The sequence below is a fragment of the Pseudomonas sp. QD4 genome (genome assembly GCF_049199125.1).
Taxonomy (GTDB): Bacteria; Pseudomonadota; Gammaproteobacteria; order Pseudomonadales; family Pseudomonadaceae; genus Aquipseudomonas.
In genome coordinates this window covers 1,442,581-1,458,325 of sequence record NZ_JBLZOM010000002.1, presented here as the reverse complement: position 1 = coordinate 1,458,325, position 15,745 = coordinate 1,442,581, and the positions used below count along the sequence as shown (strand labels likewise).

Here is a 15,745-nt window from a genome sequence, read left to right as displayed (position 1 = left end):
GGCCTTTGTCAAAGAATCGTGAAGCATCGGCTGTTGGCTAAAAAAACTGTTTTTTCCACCTTGAAGCGACTTATCTGGATGCTTAGCCTGCTACCATTTGCCCAGTTGTAACCAAATTTTGCTGAGGTTGGGGCTGCTGCCCCGGCCTGTACCGCGACCAGAACGACAAGCTGCGCCATGACGCCGCTGATCAATCCATCAATGCCTGATGAGGTGCCCCCCATGTCTGATCAAGATCGAGACAACCCGCGGCGTGAGTTTTTGCGCAAATCCCTGACCTTGATCCCGGTGGTCACCGTCGCCAGTACCGGCCTGGGCAGTTCCGTGCTGATGGCGGCGTCGGAGCCGGCCAAGCCGGTCGAACCCGCCAAGGCGGCACCTGCCGGCCAGGCCTATGAGCCGAGTTACTTCACTGCCGAGGAATGGGCCTTTATCAAGGCCGCCGTCGAGCGCCTGATCCCGGCCGACGAGCAAGGCCCTGGCGCCCTGGAAGCCGGTGTCCCGGAATACATCGACCGGCAGATGAACACCCCCTACGCCGCTGGCGCCCTGTGGTACATGCAAGGGCCGTTCAACGCCGACGCCGCGCCGGAAATGGGCTGGCAGAGCAAGCTGGTGCCCAAGGACATCTACCGTCTGGGCATAGCCGCCACGGATGCCTGGTCCAAAGCCTTCAACGGCAAACTATTTGCCGAGCAAGACAGCGCTACCCGGGACGACCTGCTCAAGCAGCTCGAAGCCGGCAAACCGCAGTTCGACAGTGTTCCGGCGAAGATTTTCTTCAACCTGCTGCTGCAAAACACCAAGGAAGGGTTCTTCTGCGACCCGATCCACGGTGGCAATAAAGGTATGGTCGGCTGGACCCTGATCGGCTTTCCCGGCGCCCGCGCCGATTTCATGGATTGGGTGGAACGCAACGAGCAATACCCCTTCCCGGCAGTGTCGATTCGCGGCGAGAGGGCTTGAGCATGGCAACGGTAATGAAGAAGGTCGATGCAGTGATCGTCGGGTTTGGCTGGACCGGCGCGATCATGGCCAAGGAGCTGACCGAGGCGGGCCTCAACGTGCTGGCGCTGGAGCGCGGGCCGATGCAGGACACCTACCCCGACGGCAACTATCCCCAGGTGATCGACGAACTCACCTACAGCGTGCGTAAGAAACTTTTCCAGGACATCTCCAAAGAGACGGTGACCATTCGCCACAGCGTCAACGACATCGCCCTGCCCAACCGCCAGCTGGGCGCGTTCCTGCCTGGCAATGGCGTCGGCGGCGCCGGTCTGCACTGGTCGGGCGTGCATTTTCGGGTGGACCCCATCGAGTTGCGCATGCGCAGCCACTACGAAGAACGCTACGGCAAAAATTTCATTCCCAAGGACATGACCATCCAGGACTTCGGCGTCAGCTACGAAGAGCTGGAGCCGTTCTTCGACTATGCCGAAAAAGTCTTCGGTACTTCGGGTCAGGCCTGGACCGTGAAAGGTCAACTGGTCGGCGAGGGCAAGGGCGGCAACCCTTACGCCCCGGATCGCTCGAACCCATTCCCGCTGGAGTCGCAGAAAAACACCTATTCCGCACAGCTGTTTCAGAAGGCGGCCGGGGATGTCGGGTACAAACCCTACAATCTGCCGTCGGCCAATACCTCGGGGCCTTACACCAACCCCTACGGCGCGCAGATGGGCCCGTGCAACTTCTGCGGCTTCTGCAGCGGTTACGTCTGCTACATGTATTCCAAGGCCTCGCCCAACGTGAACATCCTGCCGGCCCTCAAGCCGCTGCCGAATTTCGAGTTGCGGCCCAATTCCCACGTGCTCAAGGTCAACCTCGACAGCACCAAGACCCGTGCCACCGGCGTGACCTATGTCGACGGCCAGGGTCGCGAGATCGAGCAACCGGCCGACCTGGTGATTCTCGGCGCGTTCCAGTTCCACAACGTGCGCCTGATGCTGCTGTCCGGCATTGGCAAGCCTTACGACCCGATCAGCGGTGAAGGCGTGGTGGGCAAGAACTTCGCCTACCAGAACATGGCCACCATCAAGGCCTACTTCGACAAGGATGTGCACACCAACAACTTCATCGGCGCTGGCGGCAATGGCGTAGCAGTGGACGACTTCAACGCCGACAACTTCGACCACGGCCCCCACGGTTTCGTCGGTGGTTCGCCGATGTGGGTCAACCAGGCCGGCAGCCGGCCGATTGCGGGCACTTCCAACCCACCCGGCACTCCGGCCTGGGGCAGCGCATGGAAGAAGGCCACGGCCGATTACTACACCCACCAGGTATCGATGGACGCCCACGGCGCGCATCAGTCCTACCGGGGCAACTACCTCGATCTGGACCCGGTGTACCGCGATGCCTACGGCCTTCCCCTGCTGCGGATGACCTTCGACTGGCAGGAAAACGACATCAAGATGAACCGCTTCATGGTCGAGAAAATGAGCAAGATCGCCGAAGCCATGAACCCCAAGGCCATCGCCCTGCTAGGCAAGAAGGTCGGCGAGCACTTCAACACCGCGTCCTACCAGACCACCCACCTCAACGGTGGCGCGATCATGGGCACCGACCCCAAGACCAGTGCCCTGAACCGTTACCTGCAAAGCTGGGACGTGCACAACGTGTTTGTTCCCGGCGCGTCGGCATTCCCCCAGGGCCTGGGCTACAACCCCACTGGCCTGGTGGCGGCCCTGACCTACTGGTCGGCGCGGGCGATTCGCGAGCAGTACCTGAAAAACCCCGGCCCGCTGGTTCAGGCTTAAGGAGCGATGACCATGAAAGCACTCGTTATCGCGACCCTGGCCCTGCTCGGCAGCGCCTCCCTCCAGGCGGCCGAAGTCGATCAGCCTGCCCTGGTCAAACAAGGTGAGTACCTGGCCCGCGCCGGTGACTGCGTGGCCTGCCACACCGCCAAGGGCGGCAAGCCGTTCGCCGGTGGGCTGGCGATGGAAACCCCGATCGGGGTGATCTACTCGACCAACATCACCCCGGACAAGACCGGGATTGGCGACTACAGCTTCGAAGACTTCGACCAGGCCGTGCGCCATGGCGTGGCCAAGAGCGGCAGTACCCTGTACCCGGCAATGCCCTTCCCGTCCTATGCGCGGGTCAGCGATGCCGACATGCAGGCGCTCTATGCCTACTTCATGCAAGGCGTGGCGCCGGTGGCCCAGGACAACAAGGACAGCGACATCCCCTGGCCGCTGAGCATGCGCTGGCCGCTGACCGCCTGGCGCTGGATGTTCGCGCCCAAGGTCGAAGCCCAGCAGCCGAACATCGGTGCCGACCCGGTGGTCAGCCGCGGTGCTTATCTGGTGGAAGGCCTGGGGCATTGCGGCGCCTGCCATACGCCACGGGCCCTGACCATGCAGGAGAAGGCCCTGAGCGCCAACGATGGCAGCCGCTTTCTGTCCGGCAGTGCGCCCCTGGAGGGCTGGATCGCCAAGAGCCTGCGCGGTGACCACAAGGACGGTCTCGGCAGCTGGAGCGAAGAGCAACTGGTGCAGTTCCTCAAGACCGGGCGCAGTGATCGCAGCGCCGTCTTCGGCGGCATGAGCGATGTGGTGGTGCACAGCATGCAGTACATGTCCGAGGACGACCTGACCGCGATTGCCCGCTACCTCAAATCCTTGCCGGCCAACGACCCCGCGGATCAGCCGCACCAGTACGACAAGCAGGTGGCCGAAGCCCTGTGGAAAGGCGACGACAGCAAGCCGGGGGCCGCGGTGTACATCGACAATTGCGCGGCTTGCCACCGCACCGACGGCCATGGCTACACCCGGGTGTTCCCGGCGTTGGCGGGCAATCCGGTGTTGCAGTCGGACGATGCCACCTCGCTGATTCACATCGTGCTCAAGGGCGGTACTTTGCCGGCGACCCATACCGCGCCGTCGACCTTCACCATGCCGGCCTTCGCCTGGCGCCTGTCGGACCAGGAAGTGGCGGATGTGGTGAATTTCATCCGCACCAGCTGGGGCAACCAGGGTTCCAAGGTCAAGGCCGGGGACGTGGCCGACCTGCGCAAGGACGATATGCAGAGCACGTCCGGTGACGACCTGGGGCAAGTGACCAGCCACTGAGGATCACCTGCGGCACCCCCGCCAGCGCTGGTTGGCGGGGTGCTTGGGGCTTATTTGAAGCGGCGGATGCCCAGTTCGCTGCCCAGCTGGTAGCCGCACACGTGGTCCGATAGCCCGGCGTGCATCAGGTCCTCCCAACCGGCGGGGACAAGGCCGATCGCGTCGCTGTACTCGACCCAGTGCGCCTGGGCGAAGCGCGGGTCGTGCTCATCGAAGGTGGCGTTGCGTGGCACCGTCGCCAGGGCGATATCCCGGGTGCAGATGTCAAACTCCAACGACACGCCCCACAGCGCTCCGGCGCTGCTCTTGACCATGATCATGTCGGCGCCCTGGTCGTAGCTCGGCAGGTAGGCATCGGCTGCGTAGAAAATTTTCTCCATGTCGCTTACTCCGCCAGGTACCAGGTTAAAAACTGGAAAAAACCATCCCACTTCAGCGCAACGCTGCCCGCCAGGAACAACTCCCGGTCGGCCAGGCTGAAGTCCAGCACCGCGCCGCTGTTGCGGTCATACAGGTAGCAGCCTTCGCCCTGGCAACTGGTGAGGCATATCAGGTGCTGCGGCAGCTCCCACACCTCATGCACGAATTCGGTGCCGAACCGGATGGCGCCGTCATCGATGTCGACCAGCTCTACATCGCTGGCGTGGCCGCGGTAGCAAGTGATGGCGTAGTTGAGGAAAAACACCCCGAACTCACTGTCCAGGGGTACGCCCAGGGCCTGGAGCTCCTCGATCACCGGCCCCTCGTGGGTTCTGTGGATGCTGCCTGGCTGGCGCTCGATCAAGCGCACCAGCGCGCTGGGGATTGCGGGCATTCCTGTGCTCCTTCGGATTCAGGGCGACCTTATACCGCGATCTGCGTCCGCCCGGGGCGGGGTTTTCGGCTCGGCGGCGCTAGGCGCCGGGCGCAGGCTCCATTACTGTATGTGCATACAGTTGAGGAGTGCCTTTCATGTTCACCCCCTTGCCGCCTCGCGGTCGTGGCACCGCGAGCAACCCCCACAACCGTTTCGCCCCCAGCCGTTCAGTGGCCGAGGACGATGGCTGGTATCAGGAAGCCCCGCTGACCCAGGGCACCGAGGTGATGTTTGAAACGGCCAAGACCATTATTTCCCGCAATACCTCGCCGGACCTGCCCTTCGACCGCTCGATCAACCCCTATCGCGGCTGCGAGCACGGCTGCATCTACTGCTACGCCCGGCCCAGCCATGCGTACTGGGACCTGTCCCCGGGGCTTGATTTTGAAACCAAGCTGATCGCCAAGACCAACGCTGCGTCGGTGCTCGAACAGCAGTTGTCCAAACCCGGCTACGTCTGTGCGCCGATCAACCTGGGCTCCAATACCGACCCCTACCAGCCGATCGAGCGCGAGCACCAGTTGACCCGGCGCACCCTCGAAGTGCTGCTGCGTTACCGGCATCCGGTGACCATCGTCACCAAGGGCTCGCTGATTTTGCGCGACCTCGACCTGCTGGTGCAGTTGGCCGAGCAGCGGCTGGTGGCGGTGATGATCAGCCTGACCACCCTGGACGACGAGCTCAAGCGCATTCTCGAACCCCGCGCGGCGGCGCCCAAGGCGCGCTTGCGGGCGATCCGGGTGATGCGCGAAGCGGGAATCCCGGTGGGGGTGCTGTGTTCGCCGATGATCCCGATGATCAACGACAGCGAGCTGGAAAGCCTGCTCACCGAAGCCTTTGAAGCCGGGGCGCAGAGCGCGGCCTACATGATGTTGCGCTTGCCGTTGGAAGTGGCGCCGCTGTTCGAGGAATGGTTGGCGGCGCACTACCCGCAGCGAGCGGCCCATGTACTGAGCCTGATTCGCCAGAGCCGTGGCGGCGAACTGTACGACAGCCGTTTTGGCGCGCGCATGCGCGGCGAAGGTCCGTTCGCCGACCTGCTGGCGCAGCGTTTTACCAAGGCCATCAAGCGCCTGGGGCTTGATCGGCGGGAGGGCTACAACCTCGACTGCAGTGCGTTTTGTCCGCCGGGCGGTCAGATGTCGTTGCTGTAAGGGCAACGGGCCTATGGTTGAATTGGCCTATGGTTGCGTAGTACCGCGAGAGGTCGTTCGCTAACATAGTCACGTTTTGCCGTGCCTATAGTGGCGTTCTAGAGCGCTCCATTCAGTTTGAGTTAAGTTTCCATGGCTACCGTGTTCATCGAGTGACCGATGGGTCGCAGTCAGTGTGCTGGTTGTTTATTGATCAAGTGCTGGCTTCGCGCCGGATAAAACTGGAAAATTTTGCCTAATCCGTCAGAGAGAATGAATCATGAGTGACAAGGATAAACAGCCGCTAGCTGCGTCGGCTTCAGCCCAATCCACTGAAAGCGCCGATGCAGCGCTGCAGCATATCGTTGATGGCTTTTTGCATTTTCAACATGAAGTCTTTCCGCAGCAGGAAGAGTTGTTCAAGAAGCTGGCCACCGCCCAGCGGCCCCGGGCGATGTTCATTGCCTGCGCCGATTCGCGGATCGTTCCCGAATTGATTACCCAAAGTGCCCCCGGCGATCTGTTTGTCACCCGCAACGTGGGCAACGTGGTGCCGCCCTACGGGCAAATGAACGGCGGCGTGTCGACCGCCATCGAGTACGCGGTGCTGGCGCTGGGTGTGCACCACATCATCGTTTGCGGGCATTCCGATTGCGGCGCCATGCGTGCGGTACTCAACCCGCAAAGCCTGGAAAAAATGCCCACGGTCAAAGCCTGGCTGCGCCACGCCGAAGTGGCCAAGACCATGGTCCACGAGAACTGCGATTGCGCCGACGAAAACGCCAGCATGCATGTGCTGACCGAAGAGAACGTCATCGCCCAGCTCCAGCATTTGCGCACCCACCCCTCCGTGGCTTCGCGCATGGCCAACGGCCAGTTGTTTATCCATGGCTGGGTCTACGACATCGAAAGTTGCGAGATCAAGGCCTACGACGCCGACCAGGGCATCTTCCTGCCACTGGACGGCAAACACCCGGTGCCTGTCGCGACGCCTAAAGCGCGCTTCTAAAACCTCCTAAATCCCAGCCTGGCTCTGCCCTGACGGCCGTTTATACGGCCGGGCTTTGCCACGCCTGAAGAAAGTCGCGGGAGAGTCATCATGCGTGCAGCGCAACTCAAAGCTGTTTTGCCACGGGAGCTGCTGGCCTCCGTGGTGGTGTTTCTGGTCGCCCTGCCCTTGTGCATGGGGATCGCCATTGCCTCGGGCCTGCCGCCGGCCAAGGGCCTGATCACCGGGATTATCGGTGGCCTGGTGGTGGGTTGGCTGGCCGGTTCGCCGTTGCAGGTCAGTGGCCCCGCCGCGGGCCTGGCGGTGCTGGTGTTCGAACTGGTGCGCCAGCACGGTATCGCCATGCTGGGGCCGATCCTGTTGCTGGCGGGGTTTCTGCAATTGGTGGCCGGCCGCTTGCGCCTGGGCTGCTGGTTTCGGGTCACCGCGCCAGCGGTGGTGTACGGCATGCTGGCCGGGATCGGGGTGTTGATCGTGCTCTCCCAGGTGCATGTGATGCTCGATGCCAAGCCCCAGGCGTCGGGCCTGGATAACCTGGCGGGCTTCCCCCAGGCCGTGGTCGAAGCCTGGCCGACCCTGGGCGGTGGGTTGGGCTGGCAGGCAGGCCTGCTCGGGCTGCTGACCATCGGCGTGATGTACCTGTGGGACAAAGTGCGGCCCCATCGTTTACGTTTCATTCCCGGCGCGCTGCTGGGGGTGGGCCTGGCCACGGGCATCAGCCTGGCGCTGGCGTTGCAGGTGAAACGGGTCGAGGTGCCGGCCAACCTGGCCGAGGCCATCGACTGGCTGCGCCCCGCCGATCTGCTCAACCTGGCGGATCCGACCTTGCTGATCGCAGCCTTCGCCGTGGCCTTTATCGCCAGCGCCGAAACCCTGCTTTCGGCGGCCGCGGTGGATCGTATGCACAGCGGCCAGCGCTCGGATTTCGATCGTGAACTGTCGGCCCAGGGTGTGGGCAATATGCTCTGCGGCCTGCTGGGAGCGTTGCCGATGACCGGGGTGATCGTGCGCAGTTCGGCCAATGTGCAGGCCGGCGCCACCACACGCCTGTCGGCAATTTTCCATGGTCTGTGGCTGCTGGCTTTCGTGATGTTGCTGTCCAGCGTGTTGCAGAGCATCCCCGTGGCCAGCCTGGCGGGCGTGCTGGTGTACACCGGCTTCAAGCTGGTGGACCTCAAGTCGCTGCGCAAGCTGGGGCGCTATGGGCCGATGCCGATGCTGATCTATGGGGTGACGGCGCTGGCCATCGTCTTCACTGACTTGCTGACTGGGGTCTTGATCGGTTTTGGCCTGACCCTGGTGAAGCTGGCGTGGGGGGCGTCGCGCCTGAAGATCAGCCTGGTGGACCTGCCGGCCGAAGGCGAGATGGAACTGCGCCTGGTGGGCTCGGCGACTTTCCTTAAGGTGCCGGCGCTGACCCAGGCCCTGGGCAGCATCCCCCCCGGAACCACGGTCCATGTGCCCCTGAGCAACCTGGGCTATATCGACCATGCGTGTCTTGAGCTACTGGAAGAATGGGACCGGGCCAATGCAGCGAAAGGTTCGCGGCTGGTGATCGAGGCGCGCGGCCTCAGGCGGCGACTGGAGGGGCGCTTGCACACCGCGAGCGGGGTGGGCAGTGCGCGCAGCCTGGTTGCGGCGGGTCACGACCGAGGGTAGGCGCGCCATGAAAAAAGCCCTCTAGCGAGGGCTTTTGCTTATCAGGTCAGGCGGCGGGTTGGTCCAGCTCCAGCTCGACCCCCAGTTGGCGCGACAGGCACGGCCAGCGTTTCCAGGCGGCTTCGGTGTCGGGGCTGGCGAGTTTTTCGCGGTAGGCCTCGACCGACTCCAGGGCAAAGCTTTCCTCATCGAGCATGGAGTCCACCGCATGGTGCACGGCCTCATCCAGTTGGTTGGCGAAGGTTTCGCCGATCAGCTGGTGCGCGATCAGGTTGGCGACAGTCATGTCCAGCGGGATCAGGGGCTGGTTGAAGTGCTTGATATAGAGATCGTTGACCTCCTCCACCAGACGGTGGGCCAGGTAGGCTTCGTCCAGCAGGCTGTCTAGGCCGACATGGCCTTCCATGATTGCCGGCGGCTGGATGAAGAAGTGTTCGGCGATTTTCAGCACCGGTTTGATCTGGGATTCGATGCCGGCTTCACGCGCAACGGCGTTGGCGGCGTCCAGCAGATCGGGAACCTGGTCGATGTAGGCCGTGACGAAACGGGTCATCACGCCCTTGGCGTCGACGTCAGGCAGCGAAATAGCGGGGTGAAGATGGGGCAGTTGGGTCTCCAGCTGGCTCGTCAGTTGGCCAGTGCTGGCTTCATGTTGATGGGCAAGGTGAATCTGCTCGCGCAATGCGGCGGTGTTCATGAAAACTCCAGGGAACAAGGGCAATTAAATAGGGAAGACATAAGTTAGCCTGCTTGAGAAACCAGCTAAGACGCATTTGTCATAATTATTTCATGCTTAGTCGTCCAGGTTATATCGATTTGCCATCACTGATCCCGCAACCCCTTTCCCTCCGGGGCCTTCGCGGCTGAGCCGAAGTGTTTTCGCTGATTTGCCCCGTCGCGTTGCGAGGTCACAGGCCCTGTCTATACTCGGCCTTGTATGAAGTTAGCTGATGACGCCCGACTGCAAATGCAGCGAGGCCCGGCGGTTTAAGTTCGTAGTCTAGGCAGCCGCTCCCTTGCCGCAGGTGAAAGCCGGCGGGATAACAAGAACGATAAGGGGAACCCGCAATGATGCGACATCCACAAGTCTGGATGGGCCTCCTGTTGTGGTCGATATTCAGCCAGGCAAACGCTGCCTGGACCGTGAATATGGCGCCTGGAGCTACTGAAATCAGTCACGCGGTATTCGACCTGCACATGACCATTTTCTGGATCTGTGTGGTGATCGGCGTCATCGTCTTCGGCGCCATGTTCTGGTCGATGATGGTTCACCGCCGTTCCACCGGCCAGGTGGCTGCCAAATTCCATGAAAGCACGACCGTCGAGATTCTCTGGACGGTGATCCCCTTCCTGATCCTGGTGGCCATGGCGGTGCCGGCGACCGCGACCCTGATCAAGATGTACGACACCAGTGAGCCGGATGTGGACATCCAGATCACCGGCTATCAGTGGAAGTGGCACTACAAGTACCTGGGCCAGGACGTCGAGTTCTTCAGCAACCTGGCCACCCCGGCCGAGCAGATTCATAACCAGGCCGTCAAAGGCGAGCATTACCTGCTGGAGGTGGACCAGCCGCTGGTGCTGCCGGTGGGCGCGAAGGTGCGATTCCTGGTGACGGCGGCGGACGTGATCCACTCCTGGTGGGTGCCGGCGTTTGCGGTCAAGCGCGATGCCATCCCCGGGTTCGTCAACGAAGCCTGGACCCGGGTCGACAAGCCCGGCATCTACCGTGGCCAGTGCGCCGAGCTGTGCGGCAAGGACCACGGCTTCATGCCGATCGTGGTCGAGGTCAAGACTCAGGCCGACTACGACACCTGGCTCGGCGAGCGCAAAGCCGAGGCCGCCAAGCTCAAGGAACTGACCAGCAAGGAATGGACACTCGACGAGCTCAAGGAGCGCGGCGACAAGATCTACCACACCACCTGCGTCGCCTGTCACCAGGCCGAAGGCCAGGGCCTGCCGCCGATGTTCCCGGCACTCAAGGGCTCGAAAATCGCCACCGGGCCCAAGGAAGGTCACCTGAGCCTGGTGTTCCACGGCAAACCGGGTACTGCCATGGCTGCGTTCGGCAAGCAGCTGTCGGAAGTCGATATCGCCGCGGTCGTGACCTACGAACGCAACGCCTGGGGCAACAACAAGGGCGACATGGTCACGCCAAAAGAGGTTTTGGCTCTGAAACAGGCGGAAAGCAAATGAGCCGGTCTATTGCGTATTCCCGGAACCGGTCACGGGGCATCGCCCCTGATCGTCCAGCCCACCCGTTTGCAGGAGACAGGGCATGAGTGCTGTTATCGATGACCACGGCCACGCCGGCCATGATGACCACGCCCATGGCCCGGCCAAGGGCCTGATGCGCTGGGTACTGACCACCAACCACAAGGACATCGGCACCCTCTACCTGTGGTTCAGCTTCTGCATGTTCCTCCTGGGCGGTTCGTTCGCCATGGTGATCCGCGCCGAGCTGTTCCAGCCCGGGTTGCAGATCGTCGAGCCGGCGTTCTTCAACCAGATGACCACCATGCATGGCCTGGTAATGGTCTTCGGTGCGGTGATGCCGGCCTTCGTCGGCCTCGCCAACTGGATGATCCCGCTGATGATCGGCGCGCCGGACATGGCCCTGCCGCGCATGAACAACTTCAGTTTCTGGCTGCTGCCGGCGGCGTTCCTGCTGCTGGTCTCGACCCTGTTCATGCCCGGTGGCGGGCCCAACTTCGGTTGGACCTTCTACGCCCCGCTCTCCACCACTTACGCCCCGGAAAGCGTGACCTTCTTTATCTTTGCCATCCACCTGATGGGCATCAGCTCGATCATGGGCGCGATCAACGTGATCGCCACCATCCTCAACCTGCGTGCCCCGGGCATGACCCTGATGAAGATGCCGCTGTTCGTGTGGACCTGGCTGATCACCGCGTTCCTGCTGATTGCGGTCATGCCGGTGCTGGCCGGTTGCGTGACCATGATGCTGATGGACATCCATTTCGGCACCAGCTTCTTCAGTGCGGCCGGTGGCGGCGACCCGGTGTTGTTCCAGCACGTGTTCTGGTTCTTCGGCCACCCCGAGGTGTACATCATGATCCTGCCGGCCTTCGGCGCCGTCAGTTCGATCATCCCCACCTTCTCGCGCAAGCCGCTGTTCGGCTACACCTCGATGGTCTACGCCACGGCGAGCATCGCCTTCCTGTCGTTCATCGTCTGGGCGCACCACATGTTCGTGGTCGGCATCCCGCTGGTGGGCGAACTGTTCTTCATGTACGCGACCCTGCTGATCGCGGTGCCCACCGGGGTCAAGGTGTTCAACTGGGTCAGCACCATGTGGCAGGGCTCGCTGACCTTCGAGACGCCGATGCTGTTCGCCGTGGCCTTCGTGATCCTGTTCACCATCGGCGGCTTCTCCGGGCTGATGCTGGCCATTGCCCCGGCGGACTTCCAGTACCAGGACACCTACTTCGTGGTGGCGCACTTCCACTACGTGCTGGTGCCGGGAGCGATCTTCGGCATCTTCGCCTCGGCCTATTACTGGCTGCCGAAGTGGACCGGGCACATGTACGACGAAACCCTGGGCAAGCTGCACTTCTGGCTGTCCTTCGTCGGCATGAACATGGCCTTCTTCCCGATGCACTTCGTCGGGCTGGCGGGCATGCCGCGCCGGATCCCGGACTACAACCTGCAGTTCGCCGACTTCAACATGGTGTCGTCCATCGGCGCCTTCACCTTTGGCGCAACGCAGATCTTCTTCCTGTTCATCGTCATCAAGACCATTCGTGGTGGTCCGGCGGCACCGGCCAAACCCTGGGACGGTGCCGAAGGGCTGGAGTGGAGCGTGCCGTCGCCGGCGCCTTACCACACCTTCACCACGCCCCCGGAAGTCAAATGAAAGCCATGGCCGCGGGGCCCGGCGCCCGTGCGTGGCTCAAGCACACTGCCGGCGTGAGCCCGCCGGCTGCGGGAGGTTGCCGTCATGGCTGAGGTCTCGCTGAAAAAACTGGTCACCCGGCTGCTGCTGGTGGTGCTGGCGATGTTTGCCTTCGGCTTTGCCCTGGTGCCGATCTACGACGTGATGTGCAAGGCCCTGGGCATCAACGGCAAGACCGGTGGCCAGTACCAGCAGGGCGAGCTGCAGGTGGATGCGTCGCGCCAGGTCCGGGTGCAGTTCCTGTCGACCAATGCCATCGACATGGTCTGGGATTTCTACCCCAAGTCCGATGACATCGTGGTCCACCCGGGGGCGGTCAACGAGATGATTTTCATCGCCCGCAACCCGAGCAATCACCCGATGAGTGCGCAGGCGGTGCCGAGTATTTCACCGAGCAGCGCGGCGATGTATTTCCACAAGACCGAGTGCTTCTGCTTTACCCAGCAGGTGCTGCAGCCCGGCGAACAGATCGAGATGCCGGTCCGTTTCATCGTGGACCGTGACATGCCCAAGGATGTGAAGCACCTGACGCTGGCTTACACGCTGTTCGATATCACCGCGCGTCATCCACCGGTCGCGGTAACCACCCCCTCCGGCGGTTAAGACGATCTAGCGTGCCCGATAAGGAGAACAATAAATGGCGACTCATGAGCACTATTACGTTCCCGCCCAGAGCAAATGGCCGATCATTGCCACGGTGGGCATGTTTGTCACCGTGTTCGGCCTGGCCACCTGGTTCAACGACCTCAAGGCCGCGCGCCCGGAATCCCATGGCCCGCTGATCTTTTTCGTCGGTGGCCTGCTGCTGGCCTACATGCTCTTCGGCTGGTTCGGCGCGGTGATCAAGGAAAGCCGCGCCGGGCTCTACAGTGCCCAGCTGGACCGCTCGTTCCGCTGGGGCATGAGCTGGTTCATCTTTTCCGAAGTGATGTTCTTCATCGCCTTCTTCGGCGCGCTGTTTTACGTGCGGCATATGTCCGGGCCGTGGCTCGGCGGCGAGGGGCATAAAGGCATCGCCCATATGCTGTGGCCGAACTTCGAGTTCGTCTGGCCGCTGCTGAACAACCCCGACCCCAAACTGTTCCCGGCGCCCAAAGGCACCATCAGCCCCTGGGGCCTGCCCCTGCTGAACACGGTGCTGCTGGTCAGCTCCAGCGTCACCGTGACCATCGCCCACCACGCGTTGAAAAAAGGCCATCGCGGCGCGCTGAAAATATGGCTGGCGCTGACCGTGCTGCTCGGTTGTGCCTTCCTTGGCTTCCAGGCCGAGGAGTACATCCACGCCTATCACGAGTTGGGCCTGACCCTGGGGTCCGGCGTGTACGGCGCGACCTTCTTCATGCTCACCGGCTTTCACGGGGCCCACGTCACCATCGGCACCCTGATCCTGTTTGTGATGCTGATGCGGGTGATGAAGGGGCATTTCGATGCCGAGCACCAGTTCGGCTTCGAGGCGGCCAGTTGGTACTGGCACTTCGTCGATGTGGTGTGGATCGGTCTGTTCGTTTTCGTCTACGTGCTCTGAGGCGCGCCTACCAGGGCGCGTGGGACACCAACTGGCCGCTGAAGAAACCCCAGGCAATCAAGCCGACGGTGATCGCGGCCAGGCACACGCGAATGGTCAGGCTGGTGAGCACGCGGTTGGAGTGACTGTCGTCCCTGACCAGAAAGAACAGGCCGCTGAACAGGCTGATTACCGTGGCTATCAGCATCAGGACGATCGCTGCTTTGAGCATGGTCGGACTCCGGGGGGAACTGCGATGCGCTTGAGTATAGCTAGCCGATTTCTCGACCCTGTGGCGCAAGCATGAGGCGCTTTCGCCCGGGCATCCTGCCGACCCTGGTGGTGCTGGCGTTGCTGCCTGTGCTGGTGGGCCTGGGCTTCTGGCAGCTGTCGCGCGGCGAACAGAAACGCGAGCTGCTGGCCAGCTACGCCGAGCGCCGGGTGGCCGAGCCGATGTCGCTCTATGAACTGCATGGCACCGAGGATCCGGCGTTTCGCCGGGTGCGCCTGCACGGGCATTTCGATGCCGCCCACAGCCTCCTGCTGGATAACCGCATGCATGACGGCAAGGTCGGCGTGGAGCTGCTGCAACCCTTTCTCGACCAGGCCAGCGGGCTCTGGCTGCTGCTCAATCGCGGCTGGCTGCCCTGGCCCGACCGCCGCACCCCGCCGGTGTTCAGCACCCCTGACTCAAGCCTGAGCCTGGAGGCCTGGGTCTACGTCAGCCCCGGTGCGACCTTCCAGCTGCATGCCGACCCGACAGGCGCGAACTGGCCGCGCCTGGTCACCGCGGTCGATCCGGGCAGGCTCTGGAGCGAGCTGGGGCGTGGCGGCTTTAGCTATCAACTGCGCGCAGAAGGCGGCCCCGGCACCTACGTCACCGAATGGCCGGTGGTGGCCATGGGCCCGGAAAAACACCTGGCCTACGCCGTGCAGTGGTTCGCCATGGCCCTGGCGCTGCTGGCTCTGTACCTCTACCTCGGATGGCACAACGCAAGGGAGAAAAACCATGGGAACGGCCATGAATCCACCCAACACATCTGACGCACCGCGCACGAAAAGCCGCGGGCGCTGGCAACTGATCCTGATCGTAGCCATGGTCATCGGCCCCATGATCCTCGCCACCGGCATGTACAAGTTGCAGTTCTGGGTGCCGGAAAGCCGCAGCTACCATGGCGAGCTGATCGGCAATGGCCAGACCCGGGCCGATATCGGGGTGCAGGCCGACGAAGAGCGCTGGCAGATTCTGGTCACCGCGCCCAAAGAATGTGCCGTGGATTGCCAGCAACTGGTGTACCTGGCGCGGCAGATCCAGGTCGCCCTCGGCCGTGATGCCTCCCGGGCCAGCCATGCGTTGGCCAGTGCCCAGCCCCTGAGCGCCGAGTACAGCGCCAAGCTGCAACGTGAATACCCGCAACTGCAACGCTACCCGCTGGACCTCTCGACCTTCAGCCGCAACGCCAATGACCAGGGCGCGCCGCAGCTGTGGATCGTCGACCCGCACAGCAACCTGGTGCTGCGCTACGACGCCCGGGTCAAGGGCAAGGACCTGCTCAACGACCTGCGCCACCTGTTGAAACTGTCGAACATCGGATAAGGGC

17 protein-coding genes are annotated in these 15,745 nt (G+C 62.7%); 12 read left to right on the top strand and 5 right to left on the bottom strand.

Annotation, left to right across the window (positions count from 1 at the left end; translation table 11 throughout):
- Nucleotides 1-8: 8 nt before the first annotated feature.
- Nucleotides 9-224, bottom strand: a complete 216-nt coding sequence (locus ACOZJV_RS17665) for a hypothetical protein (protein WP_201128750.1) — start codon at nt 222-224, stop codon at nt 9-11.
- On the opposite strand from ACOZJV_RS17665, the gene ACOZJV_RS17660 reads away from it, so the two are divergent.
- The 3 genes from ACOZJV_RS17660 to ACOZJV_RS17650 are packed head-to-tail and all read left to right on the top strand — an operon-like array spanning nt 223 to nt 4,070.
- Nucleotides 223-966 carry a gluconate 2-dehydrogenase subunit 3 family protein gene (locus ACOZJV_RS17660; RefSeq protein WP_421548127.1) on the top strand — a complete coding sequence of 248 codons (744 nt, stop codon included), beginning with the start codon at nt 223-225 and terminating at the stop codon, nt 964-966. The genes ACOZJV_RS17665 and ACOZJV_RS17660 overlap by 2 nt on opposite strands.
- 2 nt (nt 967-968) lie before the next feature.
- A complete protein-coding gene (locus ACOZJV_RS17655) occupies nt 969-2,753 on the top strand; it encodes a GMC family oxidoreductase (RefSeq protein WP_020295010.1) in 1,785 nt (594 codons plus the stop codon).
- Nucleotides 2,754-2,765: 12 nt separating this feature from the next.
- Entirely contained in the window at nt 2,766-4,070 is a 1,305-nt protein-coding gene (locus ACOZJV_RS17650) for a c-type cytochrome (protein WP_421548126.1), read from the top strand.
- 50 nt (nt 4,071-4,120) lie between these two features.
- Here ACOZJV_RS17650 and ACOZJV_RS17645 read toward each other — a convergent pair whose 3' ends face one another.
- Both ACOZJV_RS17645 and ACOZJV_RS17640 read right to left on the bottom strand, forming a co-directional pair.
- Nucleotides 4,121-4,450 carry a hypothetical protein gene (locus tag ACOZJV_RS17645; RefSeq protein WP_201128755.1) on the bottom strand — a complete coding sequence of 110 codons (330 nt, stop codon included), beginning with the start codon at nt 4,448-4,450 and terminating at the stop codon, nt 4,121-4,123.
- 5 nt (nt 4,451-4,455) lie between these two features.
- Entirely contained in the window at nt 4,456-4,884 is a 429-nt protein-coding gene (locus ACOZJV_RS17640) for a hypothetical protein (RefSeq protein WP_078470284.1), read from the bottom strand.
- A gap of 137 nt (nt 4,885-5,021) precedes the next feature.
- Here ACOZJV_RS17640 and ACOZJV_RS17635 point away from each other — a divergent pair, with 137 nt between their 5' ends.
- The 3 genes from ACOZJV_RS17635 to ACOZJV_RS17625 all read left to right on the top strand — a co-directional run bounded on the left by ACOZJV_RS17635 (nt 5,022) and on the right by ACOZJV_RS17625 (nt 8,727).
- Nucleotides 5,022-6,080: a PA0069 family radical SAM protein gene (locus tag ACOZJV_RS17635; protein ID WP_078470283.1), complete on the top strand. Its 1,059-nt coding sequence runs from the start codon at nt 5,022-5,024 to the stop codon at nt 6,078-6,080.
- 259 nt (nt 6,081-6,339) lie between these two features.
- Entirely contained in the window at nt 6,340-7,068 is a 729-nt protein-coding gene (locus ACOZJV_RS17630) for a carbonic anhydrase (RefSeq protein ID WP_078470282.1), read from the top strand.
- A 90-nt stretch (nt 7,069-7,158) separates the two neighbouring features.
- Complete coding sequence (locus ACOZJV_RS17625; RefSeq protein ID WP_078470281.1) at nt 7,159-8,727, top strand: SulP family inorganic anion transporter; 1,569 nt, start codon at nt 7,159-7,161, stop codon at nt 8,725-8,727.
- Between the two features lie 46 nt (nt 8,728-8,773).
- On the opposite strand, the gene ACOZJV_RS17620 is transcribed toward ACOZJV_RS17625, so the two are convergent.
- Nucleotides 8,774-9,424 carry a hypothetical protein gene (locus ACOZJV_RS17620; protein WP_078470280.1) on the bottom strand — a complete coding sequence of 217 codons (651 nt, stop codon included), beginning with the start codon at nt 9,422-9,424 and terminating at the stop codon, nt 8,774-8,776.
- A gap of 371 nt (nt 9,425-9,795) precedes the next feature.
- Here ACOZJV_RS17620 and coxB point away from each other — a divergent pair, with 371 nt between their 5' ends.
- From coxB to ACOZJV_RS17600, 4 genes are all read left to right on the top strand, one after another.
- Nucleotides 9,796-10,923, top strand: a complete 1,128-nt coding sequence (gene coxB / locus ACOZJV_RS17615) for a cytochrome c oxidase subunit II (RefSeq protein WP_078470279.1) — start codon at nt 9,796-9,798, stop codon at nt 10,921-10,923.
- Between the two features lie 82 nt (nt 10,924-11,005).
- The gene (gene ctaD / locus ACOZJV_RS17610; RefSeq protein ID WP_078470278.1) at nt 11,006-12,601 is read left to right on the top strand and encodes a cytochrome c oxidase subunit I; all 1,596 of its coding nucleotides are present in this window, start codon (nt 11,006-11,008) and stop codon (nt 12,599-12,601) included.
- A gap of 84 nt (nt 12,602-12,685) precedes the next feature.
- Nucleotides 12,686-13,243: a cytochrome c oxidase assembly protein gene (locus tag ACOZJV_RS17605; protein WP_020295019.1), complete on the top strand. Its 558-nt coding sequence runs from the start codon at nt 12,686-12,688 to the stop codon at nt 13,241-13,243.
- Between the two features lie 34 nt (nt 13,244-13,277).
- Entirely contained in the window at nt 13,278-14,165 is an 888-nt protein-coding gene (locus ACOZJV_RS17600) for a cytochrome c oxidase subunit 3 (protein WP_020295020.1), read from the top strand.
- A 7-nt stretch (nt 14,166-14,172) separates the two neighbouring features.
- On the opposite strand, the gene ACOZJV_RS17595 is transcribed toward ACOZJV_RS17600, so the two are convergent.
- Nucleotides 14,173-14,376 (bottom strand): twin transmembrane helix small protein, encoded by a 204-nt coding sequence (locus ACOZJV_RS17595; protein ID WP_020295021.1) that lies wholly within the window; start codon nt 14,374-14,376, stop codon nt 14,173-14,175.
- A 71-nt stretch (nt 14,377-14,447) separates the two neighbouring features.
- Between ACOZJV_RS17595 and ACOZJV_RS17590 the strand changes: the two genes are divergently transcribed.
- Both ACOZJV_RS17590 and ACOZJV_RS17585 read left to right on the top strand, forming a co-directional pair.
- Nucleotides 14,448-15,188, top strand: coding sequence for an SURF1 family protein (locus tag ACOZJV_RS17590; RefSeq protein ID WP_421548125.1), 741 nt, complete (start codon nt 14,448-14,450; stop codon nt 15,186-15,188).
- On the top strand, nt 15,154-15,741 hold the full coding sequence (locus ACOZJV_RS17585) for a hypothetical protein (RefSeq protein WP_078470276.1): 588 nt from the start codon (nt 15,154-15,156) through the stop codon (nt 15,739-15,741). The genes ACOZJV_RS17590 and ACOZJV_RS17585 overlap by 35 nt, the downstream gene beginning before the upstream one ends.
- Nucleotides 15,742-15,745: the final 4 nt, after the last annotated feature.